At 59.8% G+C, this 18,061-nt stretch carries 14 protein-coding genes, 3 tRNA genes, 1 pseudogene and 1 riboswitch (1 of these 19 cut by a window edge); of the genes and pseudogenes, 3 read left to right on the forward strand and 15 right to left on the reverse strand.

Features of this window, described 5'->3' with window-relative positions; all coding sequences use genetic code 11:
- Window positions 1-117, forward strand: partial view of an Arc family DNA-binding protein gene (locus tag ACA054_RS25695; RefSeq protein WP_003178899.1) — the final stretch only. 210 nt of this gene lie to the left of the window's left edge; the window shows 117 of its 327 coding nt (coding positions 211-327); its start codon lies off the left edge, out of view; its stop codon occupies window positions 115-117.
- Between the two features lie 994 nt (window positions 118-1,111).
- Here the strand turns inward: ACA054_RS25695 and mgtE are convergent.
- On the reverse strand, window positions 1,112-2,554 hold the full coding sequence (mgtE, locus tag ACA054_RS25700; protein WP_497686744.1) for a magnesium transporter: 1,443 nt from the start codon (window positions 2,552-2,554) through the stop codon (window positions 1,112-1,114).
- Between the two features lie 343 nt (window positions 2,555-2,897).
- On the opposite strand from mgtE, the pseudogene ACA054_RS25705 reads away from it, so the two are divergent.
- A pseudogene (locus ACA054_RS25705) lies at window positions 2,898-3,060 on the forward strand (cell envelope protein SmpA); the annotation flags it as partial.
- A 20-nt stretch (window positions 3,061-3,080) separates the two neighbouring features.
- Here ACA054_RS25705 and ACA054_RS25710 read toward each other — a convergent pair.
- The 7 genes from ACA054_RS25710 to ltaE form a co-directional block, all read right to left on the reverse strand.
- Window positions 3,081-3,157: transfer RNA gene (locus ACA054_RS25710), tRNA-Arg, on the reverse strand.
- Between the two features lie 71 nt (window positions 3,158-3,228).
- A tRNA-Arg gene (locus ACA054_RS25715) sits at window positions 3,229-3,305 on the reverse strand.
- Between the two features lie 107 nt (window positions 3,306-3,412).
- A tRNA-Ser gene (locus tag ACA054_RS25720) sits at window positions 3,413-3,503 on the reverse strand.
- Between the two features lie 62 nt (window positions 3,504-3,565).
- Window positions 3,566-3,754 (reverse strand): carbon storage regulator CsrA, encoded by a 189-nt coding sequence (gene csrA, locus ACA054_RS25725; RefSeq protein ID WP_002554426.1) that lies wholly within the window; start codon window positions 3,752-3,754, stop codon window positions 3,566-3,568.
- Between the two features lie 188 nt (window positions 3,755-3,942).
- On the reverse strand, window positions 3,943-5,184 hold the full coding sequence (locus tag ACA054_RS25730; RefSeq protein ID WP_110755162.1) for an aspartate kinase: 1,242 nt from the start codon (window positions 5,182-5,184) through the stop codon (window positions 3,943-3,945).
- Window positions 5,185-5,275: 91 nt separating this feature from the next.
- Window positions 5,276-7,897, reverse strand: coding sequence for an alanine--tRNA ligase (alaS, locus tag ACA054_RS25735; RefSeq protein WP_497686745.1), 2,622 nt, complete (start codon window positions 7,895-7,897; stop codon window positions 5,276-5,278).
- A 146-nt stretch (window positions 7,898-8,043) separates the two neighbouring features.
- Complete coding sequence (gene ltaE, locus ACA054_RS25740; protein ID WP_497686746.1) at window positions 8,044-9,048, reverse strand: low-specificity L-threonine aldolase; 1,005 nt, start codon at window positions 9,046-9,048, stop codon at window positions 8,044-8,046.
- A gap of 196 nt (window positions 9,049-9,244) precedes the next feature.
- Window positions 9,245-9,416: riboswitch (FMN riboswitch) on the forward strand.
- A gap of 114 nt (window positions 9,417-9,530) precedes the next feature.
- Between ltaE and ACA054_RS25745 the strand changes: the two genes are divergently transcribed.
- A complete protein-coding gene (locus tag ACA054_RS25745; RefSeq protein ID WP_497686747.1) occupies window positions 9,531-10,040 on the forward strand; it encodes a 6,7-dimethyl-8-ribityllumazine synthase in 510 nt (169 codons plus the stop codon).
- A 133-nt stretch (window positions 10,041-10,173) separates the two neighbouring features.
- Here the strand turns inward: ACA054_RS25745 and astE are convergent, their stop codons facing one another.
- The 7 genes from astE to ACA054_RS25780 all read right to left on the reverse strand — a co-directional run bounded on the left by astE (window position 10,174) and on the right by ACA054_RS25780 (window position 18,048).
- Entirely contained in the window at window positions 10,174-11,184 is a 1,011-nt protein-coding gene (gene astE / locus ACA054_RS25750) for a succinylglutamate desuccinylase (protein ID WP_497686748.1), read from the reverse strand.
- Between the two features lie 12 nt (window positions 11,185-11,196).
- On the reverse strand, window positions 11,197-11,487 hold the full coding sequence (locus ACA054_RS25755) for a topoisomerase II (RefSeq protein WP_497686749.1): 291 nt from the start codon (window positions 11,485-11,487) through the stop codon (window positions 11,197-11,199).
- A 61-nt stretch (window positions 11,488-11,548) separates the two neighbouring features.
- Complete coding sequence (gene astB / locus ACA054_RS25760; RefSeq protein ID WP_497686750.1) at window positions 11,549-12,895, reverse strand: N-succinylarginine dihydrolase; 1,347 nt, start codon at window positions 12,893-12,895, stop codon at window positions 11,549-11,551.
- Window positions 12,896-13,033: 138 nt separating this feature from the next.
- A complete protein-coding gene (astD, locus tag ACA054_RS25765; protein ID WP_497690371.1) occupies window positions 13,034-14,503 on the reverse strand; it encodes a succinylglutamate-semialdehyde dehydrogenase in 1,470 nt (489 codons plus the stop codon).
- Window positions 14,500-15,525 (reverse strand): arginine N-succinyltransferase, encoded by a 1,026-nt coding sequence (gene astA / locus ACA054_RS25770; RefSeq protein ID WP_497686751.1) that lies wholly within the window; start codon window positions 15,523-15,525, stop codon window positions 14,500-14,502. The genes astD and astA overlap by 4 nt, the downstream gene beginning before the upstream one ends.
- A gap of 82 nt (window positions 15,526-15,607) precedes the next feature.
- Window positions 15,608-16,627 (reverse strand): arginine/ornithine succinyltransferase subunit alpha, encoded by a 1,020-nt coding sequence (gene aruF / locus ACA054_RS25775; protein WP_008058001.1) that lies wholly within the window; start codon window positions 16,625-16,627, stop codon window positions 15,608-15,610.
- A 200-nt stretch (window positions 16,628-16,827) separates the two neighbouring features.
- Complete coding sequence (locus tag ACA054_RS25780) at window positions 16,828-18,048, reverse strand: aspartate aminotransferase family protein (protein WP_497686752.1); 1,221 nt, start codon at window positions 18,046-18,048, stop codon at window positions 16,828-16,830.
- Window positions 18,049-18,061: the final 13 nt, after the last annotated feature.

Here is an 18,061-nt window from a genome sequence, read left to right on the forward strand (position 1 = left end):
CTGTCATTGCATGAGCGCGAGCTGCTGCAGCGCTTCCGCCAACTCTCTCACCGCCAGCAAAACGCTCTCGTTTCACTGATCGCCCATGACGCCGAAATGGCTGCAGACGCCTCCTGATTCATCCCCGCAAGTTCAAGCCAGCCTGATCGCTGGCTTTTTTTGCCTGAAATTCGGCCGAAAAAAAGCCCGCCGTAGGGCGTAATGCTGTTCACATAAGCATGGGGTTGTATATAAGAACTGAATTGGGGGGGGGGGAATATCCATTGCTGCGGTAACGGCTGCTAATGGTTTCGCCCTTACGGCGACTCACTTTTCCAAACGCCGGAATGCCGGCCCAGCGAAAAGTAAGCAAAAGGCTTTGCCCCACCACTCGGTGCCTCGCTTAGGCTCGGCATGCCCTCTCTCCGGCATTGCTCCGTGGGTCGCCGCGATGGGCCGTCCCTGGCCCAGCACGGCTAAACCGGCGTCCTGCCGGTTTACCCACTGCGCAATGCCTGCGTTCGGCCATCGTGGTTTAACGGGGCGCCCAAATCTAAAGCCAAAGCGAGGCGGCCTGACAGCCGACCTGATTTTTGCAGATACCCCCAATCCCCTGTGGGAGCGAGCTTGCTCGCGATGTTCGTCAACGATAACGCGCCCTGTCTGGATGAACGCGTTGCCTGGAAGTCCATCGCGAGCAAGCTCGCTCCCACAGTTGGATCGCGGACAGACCTGCAATCAGGTCGGCTTTAAGGCCGCCTCGCGTTGCTTTGGCTTTTGATTTTCTTGCCCCATCGAGAGGCCGAGTGGAGGTTCTGCGCAGTGGGTAAACCGGCATGGATGCCGGTTTAGCCGCGCTGGGCCAAGGATGGCCCATCGCGGCGAGCCCACGGAGCAGGACCGGAGCGAGGGCATGCCGAGCCACAGCGAGGCACCGAACGCCAGGGGCAAGAGCCCTTGGTTACTTGGGGCCGGGCGGCGTTCCGTTTTTCCAAGTGACTCGCTGTAAGAGCGAAACCGCCAGTGGCCCTTACCGCAGCAACGGATATTCACCCAAGCCAAATATGCACCCGCCCCCCCCAACCTAAAGCGAACAGCATTACGCCGTAGGGCGGGCTTCAAAACAAGCGCATCAGAGCAGGAAAATCGTTGCCAGCCCAAGGAAGATAAAGAAGCCACCACTATCGGTCATGGCGGTAATCATTACGCTGGCACCCATGGCAGGATCTCGCCCGAGCCGCGCCAGGGTCATCGGGATCAAGACCCCCATCAATGCCGCAAGTAACAGATTGAGGGTCATGGCAGCGGTCATCACCACACCGAGCGACCAGCTGCCATACAACAGGTAGGCAACAACGCCAATCACCCCACCCCAGATCACGCCGTTGATCAAAGCAACCGCCAGCTCCTTGCGCATCAGCCGCGAAGTGTTACCCGTACTCACCTGGTCCAGCGCCATGGCCCGAACAATCATGGTGATGGTCTGGTTGCCGGAGTTACCTCCGATACCAGCAACGATCGGCATCAGTGCGGCCAGCGCCACCAGCTTCTCAATGGAGCCTTCGAACAGACCAATCACCCGGGAAGCCACAAATGCGGTGATCAGGTTCACTGCCAGCCAGGCCCAGCGGTTACGCAGGGACTTCCAGACCGACGCAAAAATATCTTCCTCTTCACGCAGACCCGCCATGTTGAGAACTTCGTTTTCGCTCTCTTCACGAATCAGGTCGACCATTTCATCGATGGTCAGACGACCGATCAGCTTACCGTTCTTGTCGACGACGGGCGCCGAAATCAAGTCGTAACGCTCAAACGCCTGAGCAGCATCGTAGGCCTCTTCATCCGGATGGAAACTCACCGGATCGCTGGCCATGACTTCGGAAACCTGCTTTTCCGGATCGTTGACCAGCAAGCGCTTGATCGGCAGCACACCCTTGAGCACGCCGTCGTAGTCAACCACAAACAGTTTGTCGGTATGGCCTGGCAGTTCCTTGAGGCGACGCAAGTAGCGCAGAACCACTTCGAGACTGACATCCTCACGGATGGTGACCATCTCGAAGTCCATCAGCGCGCCGACCTGCTCCTCGTCATAGGACAACGCCGAGCGCACACGCTCGCGCTGCTGAGCATCGAGGGTTTCCATCAGCTCGTGGACGACATCTCGTGGCAGCTCGGAAGCCAGGTCGGCCAGCTCGTCGGCATCCATGTCCTTGGTCGCAGCCAGGAGTTCGTGATCGTCCATGTCGGCGATCAGGGTTTCACGAACCGAATCGGATACTTCGAGCAGGATGTCGCCGTCGCGATCGGCCTTGACCAATTGCCAGAGCGTCAGGCGGTCATCCAGCGGCAAGGCTTCAAGAATATAGGCGACGTCGGCGGAGTGCAGGTCATCGAGCTTGCGTTGCAGCTCAACGAGATTTTGCCGGTGAACCAGGTTTTCGACGCGATCCTGATTCGGACCTTCCTGGCGATGAGTCAGGTCTTCAACCACTCGCTGACGCTGCAACAGCTCAACAACTTGAGCCAGGCGGTCCTGCAAGCTTTCCTGCGTTTTCTTTACTTCAACTTCAGACATAGGCGAACTCCACTCCCAGCAGCGGGGTGCGCCGGAAGGATCAATCAGTCAATTCATGATTGGAAAATCGGGTTATTGAGTAACTACTGGGTAAGTCCATGGAGGTAATCCAAAAGCCCCGGCGGGGCTGACGGGCGCAATCATACACCGACTGACGGCTTAAAACGTTAAAAAATCGCGGATGAAACAAGCGCTTGCGAAACAATCTTGAGCGCGTGCCTGACACTTGAAAGTGCGACGACTCATCTCGAAAAGAAAACACACTGGTGATGAAAAATGCAGGCGCCAGGCTTGATCGGAAGCTGTCATGGAGGACGCTGAATGTCACCGAGAACATCCCGCCGCCGGCTTGAGCCAACTGGAGGTCGAAAGCGCTCTGGGCAAGATCAGCATTCAAAACTCAAGCATCAGCTACCAGGCGAGGTCGCAGCACCAGCATTGAGTTCGACGAGAGAGGATGCACGAAGGGAAAAGCCAAATCCCAGACGGCAAAAAGCCCGCTTTAAAGGCGGGCTTTTTGTTTGTATGGTGCACTCGACAGGATTCGAACCTGTGACCGCTCGGTTCGTAGCCGAGTACTCTATCCAGCTGAGCTACGAGTGCATTTGTGTTTTTATACCAGATCACAACTGGTTGGAGCCAAGCTATTCACATCACTGCAAACAACTCTTAAATGGTGCACTCGACAGGATTCGAACCTGTGACCGCTCGGTTCGTAGCCGAGTACTCTATCCAGCTGAGCTACGAGTGCATTTGTTGCCGCGCATTATAGGCCGTCTAATCTCTATGTCAAGCACTTTTTCTAGTAATTTCAACAACTTACCGAAGAAGCCAGATTACAACGTACTACGCAAATAATGGCGGAGAACGGGGGATTCGAACCCCCGACACCCTTTTGAGGTGTACTCCCTTAGCAGGGGAGCGCCTTCGGCCACTCGGCCAGCTCTCCGCAACACGGGGCGTATCTTAACCAACCTTTTCCCCGTTTGCAAACATAAAAAACGATAAAAATTAATGGCTTGGTTCTTCGTCCTTCTCTTTCTTTATACGCAGGTAAATTTCCTCACGGTGGACCGCAACCTCTTTCGGGGCGTTGACACCGATGCGCACTTGATTTCCTTTGACGCCGAGCACGGTCACGGTGATTTCGCCATCACCTATAATCAGGCTTTCTGCGCACCGACGAGTCAGAATCAGCATACCTTTCTCCTCACGCATTACATTTTCAGGGACAACAGTCTGCAAAAAAAAGGCACTCGACCTACAACCAAAAAGGTCGTAGCCCTACATGCCTGAGTATTGACCAGCGCGAGCAAAAGAACAGCCTTGAGGTCGCGCCTTGCAAAAAAACAAAGGGCGCGGTCAGACCGCGCCCTTTGGCAAACGCATCACTCGCCCTGGCGGACCGGTGCGTCCAGTTCGAAAGCCGTGTGCAAGGCGCGCACAGCCAGTTCCAGGTACTTCTCTTCGATCACTACGGAGACTTTGATTTCCGACGTCGAGATCATCTGGATGTTGATGGTTTCCTTGGCCAGCGCTTCGAACATGCGGCTGGCGACGCCTGCGTGGGAGCGCATGCCAACGCCGACGATCGACACCTTGGCGATCTTGGTGTCGCCGATGACTTCACGGGCACCCAGCTCGCCAGCGGTCTTTTCCAGCACGGTTTGCGCCGCCTGGTAGTCGTTGCGGTGCACGGTGAAGGTGAAGTCGGTGGTGTTATCGTGCGCGACGTTCTGCACGATCATGTCGACTTCGATGTTCGCGGCGCTGATAGGGCCGAGAATCTTGAAGGCAACGCCCGGGATGTCTGGCACGCCACGGATGGTCAGCTTGGCTTCATCGCGGTTGAAAGCGATACCGGAAATGATCGGCTGTTCCATGGTTTCCTCTTCATCAATAGTAATGAGGGTGCCCGGACCCTCCTTGAAGCTGTGCAATACGCGCAGCGGGACGTTGTACTTGCCGGCGAACTCCACCGCACGAATCTGCAGCACCTTGGAACCGAGGCTGGCCATTTCCAGCATCTCTTCGAAAGTGATCTTGTCCAGGCGCTGAGCCACGGACACGACGCGCGGGTCAGTGGTGTAGACGCCATCGACGTCGGTGTAGATCTGGCACTCGTCAGCCTTCAAGGCTGCCGCCAGGGCCACACCGGTGGTGTCGGAACCGCCACGACCGAGGGTGGTGATGTTGCCGTGCTCGTCGACGCCCTGGAAACCGGCGACAACCACCACGCGACCGGCCTTCAGGTCGCCGCGAATCTTCTGGTCGTCAATCTGCAGGATTCGCGCTTTGTTGTGTGCGCTATCCGTCAGGATCCGTACCTGGTTGCCGGTGTAGGACACTGCCGGCACACCGCGCTTGATCAGCGCCATGGCCAACAGGGCAATCGTCACCTGCTCACCGGTGGAGACGATCACATCCAGCTCGCGAGGAACCGGTTGATCACCGCCACTGATTTGCTTGGCCAGATCGATCAGACGGTTGGTTTCGCCGCTCATTGCAGACAGCACAACCACCAGGTCATCGCCGGCATCGCGGAATTTCTTAACCTTGTCGGCGACCTGCTCGATTCTCTCGACAGTGCCGACCGAGGTGCCTCCAAATTTCTGTACGATCAAAGCCATTTCAAAGCCGCCTCTGCCCATGAAGGGCGCCCAAATAATCACTCAAACAGCGTTGCGACCCGCCACTAGACTGCGCGCCGCAGGCACTGCCTTATAAACCCTGCTCTACAAACGGAACGGTCAGCGCCAGTGCCGCATCCAGGGCGCCAGCGTCGGTACCGCCGCCTTGCGCCATGTCTGGACGACCACCGCCCTTCCCGCCCACTGCCGCAGCGGCCTGCTTCATCAAATCACCGGCTTTGAGTTGGCCAGTCAGGTCTTTGGTTACGCCTGCAACCAGAACGACCTTTTCCTCATGGACACTGCCGAGCAGGATCACTGCGCGGCCGAGTTTGTTTTTCAGTTGATCGACCAGCGCCAGCAGCGCCTTGCCATCCTGCCCGTCCAGACGCACGGCCAGCACTTTCACGCCCTTGACGTCCAGGGCTTGCGCCGACAGATCGTCACCCGCCGCACTGGCGGCCTTGGCTTGCAACTGCTCGAGTTGCTTCTCCAGCAGACGGTTGCGCTCCAGCACAGCCGACAGCTTGTCGATCAGGTTGTCGCGGCTGCCCTTGACCAGGCTGGCCGCTTCCTTGAGTTGCTCTTCCGCAGCGTTCAGGTAAGCCAGTGCTGCAGCGCCTGTCACCGCTTCGATACGACGCACGCCAGAAGCCACACCGCCTTCGCTGATGATTTTCAGCAGGCCGATGTCGCCGGTACGGTTGGCGTGGATACCGCCGCACAGCTCGACGGAGAAATCGCCCATGCTCAGCACCCGCACGTTGTCGCCGTACTTCTCGCCGAACAGCGCCATGGCGCCTTTCTGCTTGGCGGTTTCGATATCGGTTTCTTCGGTTGCAACTTCGGAGTTCTTGCGAATCTCGGCGTTGACGATGTCTTCCAGTGCTTTCAGCTGTTCAGGCTTGATGGCCTCGAAGTGGCTGAAGTCGAAGCGCAGGCGCTGACTGTCGACCAACGAGCCTTTCTGCTGGACGTGATCGCCCAGCACCTGACGCAATGCGGCGTGCAGCAAGTGAGTCGCCGAGTGGTTCAGCGACGTCGCGTGACGCACTTCGGCATCGACATGAGTCTCGACCGGAGCACCTACGATCAGGCTACCCGAATCCAGCACACCGTGGTGCAGGAACGCACCGCCGGTCTTGGTGGTGTCGCGCACGTCGAAACGTGCAGCGCCAGCCTGGAGGAAGCCGCAATCGCCAATCTGACCACCGGATTCGGCATAGAACGGCGTCTGGTTCAGAACGACCACGCCCTCTTCGCCTTCATTCAACACGTCGACCGATTGCCCGTCTTTATAGATAGCAACGATTTTTGCCGAACCGCTGTGAGCGGTGTAGCCGGTGAACTCGGTGTCCACATCGACCTTGACCAGGCTGTTGTAGTCCATGCCAAAGGAGCTGGCCGAACGTGCACGGACGCGCTGGGCTTCCATCTCACGCTCAAAACCTGCTTCGTCGATGGTCAGGCTGCGCTCGCGAGCGATGTCGCCCGTCAGGTCCATCGGGAAACCGTAGGTGTCGTAGAGTTTGAACACTACGTCGCCCGGTACCACGTCGCCCTTCAGCTCGGCCAGATCCTGCTCGAGGATCTTCAGGCCCTGTTCCAGGGTCTTGGCGAATTGCTCTTCCTCGGCTTTGAGCACGCGCTCGATGTGCGACTGCTGGGATTTCAGTTCCGGGAAGGCTTCGCCCATCTCGGCGACCAGGGCCGCGACGATCTGGTAGAAGAAGCTGCCCTTGGCGCCCAGTTTGTTGCCGTGACGGCAAGCGCGACGAATGATGCGGCGCAGTACATAACCGCGGCCTTCGTTGGACGGCAGCACGCCATCAGCGATCAGGAAACCGCAGGAACGGATGTGGTCAGCCACGACTTTCAGGGAAGCCTGGGCGTCGTTGGTGCAACCGATGGCCTTGGCCGATGAGCTCAGCAGACTCTGGAACAGGTCGATTTCATAGTTCGAGTGAGCGTGCTGCAGCACGGCACTGATTCGCTCCAGACCCATGCCGGTATCGACCGACGGCGCTGGCAGCGGGTGCAACACGCCGTCGGCGGTGCGGTTGAACTGCATGAACACGTTGTTCCAGATTTCGATGTAGCGGTCGCCGTCTTCTTCCGGCGAGCCCGGTGGGCCGCCCCAGATGTCGGCGCCGTGATCGTAGAAAATCTCGGTGCAAGGACCGCACGGGCCGGTATCGCCCATGGTCCAGAAGTTGTCGGACGCGTAAGGCGCGCCTTTGTTGTCGCCGATGCGAACCATGCGCTCGGCCGGAACGCCGATTTCCTTGGTCCAGATGTCGTACGCCTCGTCATCGCTGGCGTAGACGGTGACCCAGAGCTTTTCCTTCGGCAGGTTCAGCCACTTGTCGGAGGTCAGGAAGTTCCAGGCGTAGGTGATGGCGTCACGCTTGAAGTAGTCACCGAAGCTGAAGTTACCCAGCATTTCGAAGAAGGTGTGGTGACGTGCGGTATAACCAACGTTTTCCAGGTCGTTGTGCTTGCCGCCGGCGCGCACGCATTTCTGGCTGCTGACGGCGCGGGTGTACGCGCGCTTTTCCTGGCCCAGGAAGCAGTCCTTGAACTGGTTCATCCCCGCGTTGGTGAACAGCAGGGTTGGGTCGTTGCCCGGAATCAAAGAGCTGGAGGCTACACGGGTGTGGCCTTGCTCTTCGAAGAAGCGAAGGAAGGCTTCACGGATTTCTGCGCTTTTCATTAGGTTCTTCCACGGAGGCTGCGGCCAAAGGCCTGTTCGAAACGTCAACAGACGAAGCGACGGCAAAGGGCCGCATTATATCGGCCCTGCGCGCGGGGTACAGCGTGTTTATACGATAGAAACGGTCAATTGGAGCGCTAACGCTATCACTTACTGGAAAAGTCGACGAATGTCGCGACGACCTGCTCGATTTGCGTAGCGCTGACGTCCATGTGCGTGACCATGCGCAGACGAGCGGCAGCGCTGAGCTTGATCCCGCGCTCGGCGGCGAAAGACTTGAGTGCTTCGGCCTTGTCGCCCATTGCGACGTAAACCATGTTGGTCTGCACGGGCTCTACCTCAAAACCTGCTGCACGCAGGCCTTCGGCGAGCAATTGGGCATTGGCGTGGTCCTCGGCCAGGCGCTGAACGTTATGCTCCAGCGCGTACAGGCCTGCCGCCGCCAGGATCCCGGCCTGGCGCATGCCGCCACCAACCATTTTGCGCAGGCGCCGTGCCTTGCCGATCAGCTCCGCCGAACCGCACAACACCGAACCAACCGGTGCGCCCAGGCCTTTGGACAGGCACACCGAGACGGAATCGAAATGCCGGGTGATGTCCCGGGCATCGACACCCAGCTTCACCGCCGCGTTGTACAGCCGCGCACCGTCCAGGTGCAGTTGCAACCCGTGTTCGCGGGTAAAGCTGCGCGCCCGGGCCAGGTATTCGAGGGGCAGGACCTTGCCCTGCATGGTGTTTTCCAGCGCCAGCAAACGGGTGCGGGCAAAGTGGAAGTCGTCCGGTTTGATCGCCGCGGCAACCTGCGAAAGGTCCAGCGAGCCATCGGCCTGCACTTCCAGTGGCTGCGGCTGGATCGAGCCGAGCACCGCCGCCCCGCCTCCTTCGTACTTATAGGTGTGAGCCTGCTGGCCGACGATGTATTCGTCACCGCGCTCGCAATGGGCCATCAAGCCCAGCAGGTTGCTCATGGTGCCCGTCGGGACAAATAGTGCCGCGGCGAAATCCAAACGATTTGCCAGCTCTGCTTCCAGTCGATTGACCGTCGGATCTTCGCCATACACGTCGTCACCGGTGACGGCGGTGACCATCGCGTCGAGCATGCCAGGGGTGGGTTGGGTGACGGTGTCGCTGCGAAGATCGATAACGCTCATGAATCCGGCCTCGGTTAGCAGGGGGAAATCCCTTTCGGACAGCAAGTACTGCGGTCATGCCAACGAATATTCAACCCTTGGGGAGCAAACGACTCCTTGAGCTGACGAAAAAGTCGATAGCAATCATCAAATAGCAGCAATGCGCAGATGAGAAATATGTGATAAAAAAGCTGCGCCGCCAAACAATCTGGCGGCAAAACGTTCTCAGGGCGGGGTGCAACTCCCCACCGGCGGTAATTGCGTGCAACACGCATAGCCCGCGAGCGCTTGGTGGCAGACACGGCCTTTGCCGTGCATGGCGACAAGGTCAGCAGACCCGGTGTGATCCCGGGGCCGACGGTCATAGTCCGGATGAAGAGAGAACGGGATTGGCGCCGCCTAGGCTCTATACCAAAGCGCCGTCCGTAGGCACTTATGCCTGCGCAGCCTTAAATCCCATTCGATTCATAAGCCCTGTTTTTCACACAAACAGGAACCAGAACATGCAACCCACCGCAATCGACAGCAAAAGCAAACACCATCATGGCGAGCGCGTTGCGTTCATCCAGGCCTGCTGGCACAAAGACATTGTCGACCAGAGCCGTAAAGGCTTCGTCAGCGAAATGATTGCTCAGGGTTATCAGGAGTCAGACATCGATTTCTTCGAAGTCGGCGGCGCCTTTGAAATGCCCCTGCACGCCAAGTTGCTGGCCAAGACCGGCCGTTATGCCGGCATCGTCGCGGCAGCCCTGGTGGTGGACGGCGGGATCTACCGTCATGAATTCGTCGCCCAGTCGGTGGTCAGCGGCCTGATGCAGGTTCAGCTGGAAACCGAAGTGCCGGTGTTCTCGGTGTCACTCACCCCGCATCACTTCCATGCCGGTGAAGAGCACCAGAAGTTCTTCTTCGAGCACTTCCTGCATAAAGGCCAGGAAGCGGCGAAGACGTGTGCGGATACGTTGCTGAAGATCCGCTCCCTGCGTCGCAGTGAGCCGCGTGCGTTAGCTGTCTAAACGCCACAAAAACCTGTGGGAGCGAGCTTGCTCGCGATTACGGGCTATCAGTCGACGATTATGTTGACTGATGCACCGCTATCGCGAGCAAGCTCGCTCCCACATTGGTTCGATGTCTGGCTTGAGATCGCGGTCAGGCCAGGTTTTCGTCGGTGGTCGGCACGATCAGGATGCCGGCACGCAGGCCATTCTTTACTTTGGGGTTCGGGAAGATGATCCGGGCGCCCTCCTCCTCGATGATCCAGCGGGTATTGGCGATGTCTTCCGCCAGCAGGTAACCAACCTCCAGTTCCGAAAAGTTCTCGATGTCCACTGGCAGGTTCAGGCGGAAGCTGTCGCTGTGCTTGATGATTTCCCGTGCCACGCTGAACAGCTGCAAACCGTCCAGCGCCTCTTCAGCCATCTCGGGTTCGGTGCCTTCGATGATCTGTTTGAGACGGGTTTCCAGCCGGGAGACGTTCACCCCGTCGTTCTGCCCGAACGGCCGCGCCTTGCCCAGCTCAAGGGTGAAGGACTCGGCCCCGAGCTTGTCGTAGGTATAGGAGCTGAAGACGATGGACGGCTTGTTCTGCAACAGCACCGCTTCCATGCCTGCGGCGCGCAACCGGGCTAGCTCCTGGCGCGAATGCTGGCGATCTTCCTTCCAGGGGTACAAGGCGAACTGCTCGATTTTCGAGCCGCGAATCGCGGTGTGCAAGTCGTAGTGCAGACGCTGGCGATCCGGCAGGCTGAAGAAACTGGCGGCCAGCCGCTCCAGCTCACAAGCACGCAGGGCTTCGCAGCCACTGCTCTGCTCGTGACGACCATTGAACAGCCGATTGACGTCCTGCTCGACGAAACGCTCGCCACGGCGAATGGCGTCGGGGTTGCCGAACAGGAACAGAATACGTGCGCGCGGCTTCAGATCGCCGCGAGCGATGTCATGCAGCAGCCGATCAAGTAATTCGATCGGTGCTGTTTCGTTGCCGTGGATCCCCGCAGACAGCAGCAGGTCCAGGCCATTGTCGCGCGCTTCGGGTGGCCGGACTTCCAGCGCACCTTCGCTCAACCAGCGCATGCGCACGCCTTCGACAGTCAGTTGAGTCTTCTCCGCCGGTTCGCGGCCGGCGAGGGTCAGTTCAAGCAGTTTGCCGAGGGCGAGCATAGAGCGGTTTCCTTAATGGTCGTGATTGCAGTCCGGGCCGTGAACGTGGTCCTCGTCGTCACCGAGTTCCGCCGGTTCCATCTCCAGTTGCAGACTTACCAGATTAGTCGCCAATGGGCGCAACAGCAGGTTGGCGTATTCGGCGTCGCCTTCTTCGACGTCCACGCCGATCAGCAATTGGCCACGGCCATCGTGTTGGATCCACAGCTCTTTGCCTTGCCACATGACCGCGACGCGGGTGCAGGACGTTTCCAGTTGCGTGCCATCGGTGTCTTCAAGGATCAGCTGCAGGGTATCGCTCATGTCTTTACGCTCTCGGTGGAGATGAAGCGGCGCGCTGTCATGCATAACAACGCGCCGTCGATCAATTGATCTGGAATGGATAAACCGCGCCCAGTTTAAGGATTTGCGTCAGTTCATCCAGTGCCGTCCGGCACTCAAGCAACAATTGCGGGTCCGCCAGATCGTTTTCGGTCATGCGGTCGCGGTAGTGCTTCTCGACCCATTCGGTCAGAGTGCCGTACAACGGTGCCGTCATGATAACCCCTGGGTTGACGGCCGCCAGCTCGGTTTCGTTGAGCGCGACACGCAACCTCAGGCAAGCAGGGCCACCGCCGTTCTGCATGCTCTGCTTGAGATCGAAGACTTTCACTTCGCGGATCAGGCCGCCGGAGGTGGTCAAACCCTGCAGGTATTGCCATACGCGCTCGTTGCCACGGCATTCTTCCGGCACGATCAACAGCATGGAGCCGTCAGGACGCGAAAGCAGCTGGCTATTGAACAGGTAGGACCGAACTGCGTCTTCGACGGTTACCGCGGAACGCGGAACGCACACTGACTGAAATTTCCCACCGACCTTGGCGAGTTTGCTCTGCAATTCGGCAAGCATCTTCTCGGTCTCGAGGAAAGCGTCCTCGTGATAGAACAATACTTCACCATTACCGACCGCGATCACGTCATTGTGGAACACGCCCTGATCGATCACAGACGGGTTCTGCTGGGCGTAGACCACGCCGTCATCGCTCAGACCGTGCAGGCGAGCGACCGCCTGGGATGCTTCGAGGGTCTGGCGAGCCGGATATTTCTGCGGTGCCGGGTAACGGGTGTCGAAGGCACTGCGACCGAACACGAAGAACTCGACACCGGCTTCGCCGTACTCACGGCAGAAACGCGTGTGGTTGGCCGCGCCTTCGTCACCGAACTGCGCCACGGCCGGCAACGCGGCGTGGTGGGCGAAGTGCTGCTGGTCGGCGAACATGGCGCCCAGCACGCGACTGGTGGTCGGATGCTCGATGCTGCGGTGGTACTTGCAGTTGAGATTGGCGGCGGTGAAATGCACGCGGCCATCCGCGGTGTCGGCGCTCGGGCTGACGGTGGCGGCGTTGGCCACCCACATGCTCGATGCCGAGCAGCTGGCGACCAGCAATGGCATCGCTTCTTTGGCGGCGCGCTCGATGACTTGAGCGTCGGTGCCGCCAAAACCCAGGCGACGCAGTGCAGCCACGTCCGGGCGTTCTTGGGGCGCCAGCACACCTTGTTGAAAGCCCATGTCCGTCAGCGCTTTCATCTTCGCCAGGCCTTGCAGCGCCGCTTCCTTGGGATTGGAAGACTGCTGGCTGTTGCTCTGGGACGCGACGTTGCCGTAGGACAGGCCGCCGTAGTTATGGGTCGGCCCCACTAGACCGTCAAAATTGACTTCATAGGATTTCATCAGCGAGGCTCCACGAGAATCTGTTGTTATGGCTTCAAGTAACAAATCTTTTAGACCGAGTCGCGGCCTTCGCGAGCAGGCTCGCTCCCACATTGGAATGCATTTCCCTGTGGGAGCGAGCCTGCTCGCGAATGGCCGTTACGCCATCTTCACGCCAGGCGTCAAAGCCGCAGGCAACACCAGGCTCGGCGTTTCCAACGAAGCCACCGGGTACGCGCAGTAATCGGCTGCATAGTAGGCGCTGGCGCGATGGTTACCCGAGGCACCGACGCCACCGAATGGCGCGCTGCTCGCCGCACCGGTCAGTTGTTTGTTCCAGTTGACGATACCGGCACGGCTTTCCAGCCAGAACTGCTGGTAGCGTGCTTCGGAATCCGACAGCAGGCCGGCCGCCAGACCATATTCGGTGTCGTTGGCTTCAGCGATCGCCGCTTCAAAATCAGCGTAGCGGATCACTTGCAGCAACGGACCGAACAGCTCTTCGTCCGGGCGCTCAGCTACTGCCGTGACGTCCAGAATCCCTGGGGTCAGCAAGGCGGCCCGGGCCTGAGGCTGCGTCATTTCCAGCAGCGCCACGGCGCCGTTGGCCAGCAAATGCTCCTGGGCATCCATCAACGCTTTCGCCGCGCCGAGGGAAATCACCGAGCCCATGAATGGCGCCGGTTGCTGATCGAAAGCACCGACATCAATTGTCGAGCTGACCGCGACCAGACGCGCCAGCAATGTGTCGCCCCAGGCGCCTTGCGGCACCAGCAAGCGGCGGGCACAGGTGCAGCGCTGGCCGGCAGAGATGAACGCCGACTGGATGATGGTGTAGACAGCGGCATCGAGATCGGCGACCTGATCCACCACCAGCGGATTGTTACCGCCCATCTCCAGCGCAAGAATCTTGTCCGGACGACCGGCGAATTGATTGTGCAGGTGATTGCCAGTGCGGCTGGAACCGGTGAAGAACAGGCCGTCGATGCCCGGGTTCGCCGCCAGGGCGATACCGGTTTCGCGAGCGCCCTGCAGCAGGTTCAGCACGCCCGCCGGCAAACCGGCTTCGATCCAGCACTTGACCGTCAGCTCGGCGACTTTCGGCGTCAGTTCACTCGGCTTGAACAGCACGGTGTTACCGGCCAGCAGCGCCGGCACGATATGCCCGTTGGGCAAGTGGCCCGGGAAGTTGTAAGGGCCGAACACCGCCACCACGCCGTGCGGCTTGTGGCGCAGCACTGCGGTGGCGTCGCCCAGCGGGCCGCTCTTCTCGCCAGTGCGCTCACGATAGCTCTGCACCGAGATCGCAATCTTGTTGACCATGCTGGTGACTTCGGTGGTTGCTTCCCACAGGGGCTTGCCGGTTTCCTCACCGATGGCATGGGCCAGTTCGTCCGCGTGATTTTTCAGGGCTGCAGCAAAGGCTTCCAGCACCGAAATACGCTCTTGCAGGGTCCGACGGGCCCAACCGGCAAACGCCTGGCGCGCAGCCTGCACGGCCGACTCGACCTGATCAGTGGTAGCACCGGTGCCGGACCACAGCACTTGCTGGGTCACCGGGTTCAGCGATTCAAAGGCTTCGCCCCCACCTGCCAGCCATTCACCTGCAATGTATAGCGACTTCATTATTTCGACTCCCGAGCAGCGGACAACGCCACGGCGCGCACTTGATCGCCAGCGTTGAGTTGAAGACGTTTGGCGGTCAGCGGATCGACCACCAGCGTGCCGGCGGCGAGACGTGCCGGAGCGGCAGTGATGCGGCAGTCATCGCGCTTGCGGTTGTGAATGATGAACGGCGTGGCGTCGTCACCCGGTGTGCCGATGGCCAGCACCAGCGCCTGGCTGTCGCGCACTGCGCGGATCTTGCCGGTTTCGCACTCGATGGCCGGACCGGCGTCGAAGATGTCGACGTAGCCTTGATAGCTGAAGCCTTCGCTCTTGAGCATCGACAACGCAGGCTCGGTGTCAGGGTGCACCTGGCCAATCACGTTGCGCGCATCGGGCGACAGGAAGCAGGTGTACAGCGGAAACTTCGGCATCAGCTCAGCAATGAAGGCTTTGTTGCCCACGCCGGTCAGGTAGTCAGCCTGACTGAATTCCATCTTGAAGAAGTGCCGGCCCAGGCTTTCCCAGAACGGTGAACGCCCGGCTTCGTCGGAAACACCGCGCATCTCGGCAATGATCTTGTTGCCGAACAGTTGCGGGAACTCGGCGATGAACAGCATCCGCGCCTTGGACAGCATGCGGCCGTTGAGGCCAGTGCGATAATCGGCATGCAGGAACAGCGAGCACAGCTCGGAATTACCGGTCAGGTCGTTGGCCAGGAACAGCGTCGGGATTTCGCGATAGATGTTCAGCTCTTGCGAAGCGCTGACAGTCAGGCCGACCCGGAAGTTGTACCAGGGCTCACGCAGGCCGACGGCGCCAGCGATGGCGGAAATGCCCACCACACGGCCGTTGTCGTCTTCGAGCACGAACAGGTAGTCCGCATCGCCCCGCCCGGCTTCGCCGCGGAAGGTCTTCTCGGCCCAGCCGACCCGGTGGGCCAGACGCTCTTCGTTGGCCGGCAAGGTGGTCAGGCCGGTGCCAGTGCTGCGGGCCAGGTCGATCAGAGCGGGTAAATCGCTGCTGCGTACGGGACGAACGATCATGCTATCTCCTCAATCGGGCCGCTTGCGCCACCCGTGAAACTTCGCTGCTTTCTTGGCAATTCTCTAGCGCTTGAAGCAGGCGTTAAACCGCCACCAGGCGCACGCTCGCACCTTCACCGACGCCCAGGGCTTCGGCCGCTTCCAGATCCAGGGTCACGGGCTTGCCCGGCGCGTAATCGAGCTCGAGCATGATTGCGCGGTAATCCTGCAACTGGGCGTTGGCCACCAGGTACTGACGACCGGCACCTTTGACCGGCTCACCGATCTTCACCGGCACCACGCGGCTCTGGGCGATCGAACGGATCCCCGAAACACGGGCATGCAAGGTCGGGCCGCCGTCGAAGATGTCGATGTAGTGATCGGTTTCGAAGCCTTCACGCATCAGGATGTCGAAGGTGATTTGCGCCCGAGGGTGCACCTGGCCCATCGCTTCCTGAGCGGAGTCCGGCAGCAGCGGCACGTAGATCGGGTAGTGCGGCATCAGTTCGGCGAGGAAGGTCCGGCTCTTCAGGCCACACAGACGCTCGGCTTCGGCGTAGTTGAGGTCGAAGAAGTTGCGACCGATGGCATCCCAGAACGGCGAGTCGCCATTTTCATCGCTGTAACCGACGATCTCGGTCACCACCGAATCGGCGAAGCGCTCCGGGTGGCTGGCGACGAACAGCAGGCGGCCACGGGAATTGAGCTCGGCCCAAGGCGAACCCACCAGCTCGCGCTGCACGTAGAAACTGGTCAGCAAGCTGTTACCGGTCAGGTCGTGGCACTGCGAGAGCACGTGTATCTTGTTATGAATCTTCAGCTCGCGGGAGGCGTGCACGAAGGTTTCATTACGGAAACTGTAGAACGGCTCGGAATAACCCGCCGAGGCCACGATCGCCGAACAGCCCACCAACTTGCCGGTGGCCGTGTCTTCAAGCACGAAGAAATAGCTCTCTTCACCGTTGAAGCTGACTTCGGCGGCGAACGAAGCTTCGCTCGCGGCGATCTTGTCGCTCAGGCGTTCAACGTCATCCGGCAAGGAAGTGACACCAATCGGGCTGTCCGCAGCCAGACGCTGTACCTCGCCCAGATCAGCCATTTGCGCGGGGCGCATCACCAGCATGGTGTCACTCCTTTCTCTTATAAATTTCACAGAAAAAACGCCGGATACTGTGGGAGCGAGCCTGCTCGCGAAAGCGGTGTATCAGTCAGCAGAGATATTGACTGACACGCCCTCTTCGCGAGCAGGCTCGCTCCCACAATGGAACAAGCCCGGCATCAAAATTGGGTTCGACGCCTGACGTGCAGGCGCCGAAGGGTCCATCAGGCTTGCGTCAGTTTTGCCGCGGCGCGTTCGAAACGGTCCAGACCTTCGTCGATGTCCGCGTCTTCGACCACCAGGCTTGGCGCGAAACGCACCACATCCGGGCCGGCTTGCAGCACCATCAAGCCTTCACGCTCGGCGGCGTTGAAGATGTCCTTGGCCTTGCCTTTCCAGGCATCGCTCAGTACGCAACCGATCAACAGGCCCATGCCACGGACCTGGGTGAACAGGCCGTACTTCTCGCCGATCTGCTCAAGGCGCGCCTTGAACTTGTCGTGCTTGGCGTTGACACCGGCCAGCACTTCAGGGGTGTTGATCACATCGATCACGGCCTCGGCAACAGCGCATGCCAGCGGGTTGCCGCCGTACGTGGTGCCGTGGGTGCCGACGACCAGGTGCTTGGCCAGGTCTTCGGTGGTCAGCATTGCCGCGATCGGGAAACCGCCGCCCAGGCTCTTGGCACTGGTCAGGATGTCCGGGGTCACGCCGTAATGCTGGTAGGCGAACAGATGGCCGGTGCGACCCATGCCGGTTTGCACTTCGTCGAAGATCAGCAGCGCGTTGTGCGCGGTGCAGAGTTCGCGGGCACCTTGCAGGTATTCGAGTTCCGCCGGAATCACCCCGCTCTCGCCCTGGATCGGCTCCAGGACCACAGCGCAGGTCTTGTCGGAAATGGCAGCTTTCAGCGCGGCCAGATCGTTGTACGGCACATGGGTGATACCGGTGATCTTTGGACCGAAGCCGTCGGAGTACTTCGACTGGCCACCGACGTTGACGGTGAACAGGGTACGGCCGTGGAAGCTATTGAGCGCGGCGATGATCTCGTACTTCTCGCTGCCGAAACGGTCGAAACCGACACGACGGGCCAGCTTGAAGGCCGCTTCGTTGGCTTCGGCGCCAGAGTTGCAGAAGAAGGCACGCTCGGCAAAAGTGGCATCGACCAGCTTATGGGCCAGGCGCAGGGCCGGCTCATTGGTGAATACGTTGGACACGTGCCACAGCTTGTTGGCCTGCTCGGTCAAGGCACCGACCAGCGCTGGATGTGCGTGGCCCAATACGTTGACGGCGATGCCGCCGGCGAAGTCGATCAGCTCGCGACCAGACTGGTCCCATACGCGGGAACCGGCGCCACGCACAGGAATAAAGGCGGCTGGCGCGTAGTTGGGAACCATTACCTGGTCGAAATCGGCGCGTTCTACCGCAGCGTGCTCAACGGACATCGGAGTCTCCTGA

The sequence above is a fragment of the Pseudomonas sp. LBUM1653 genome (assembly GCF_059716115.1).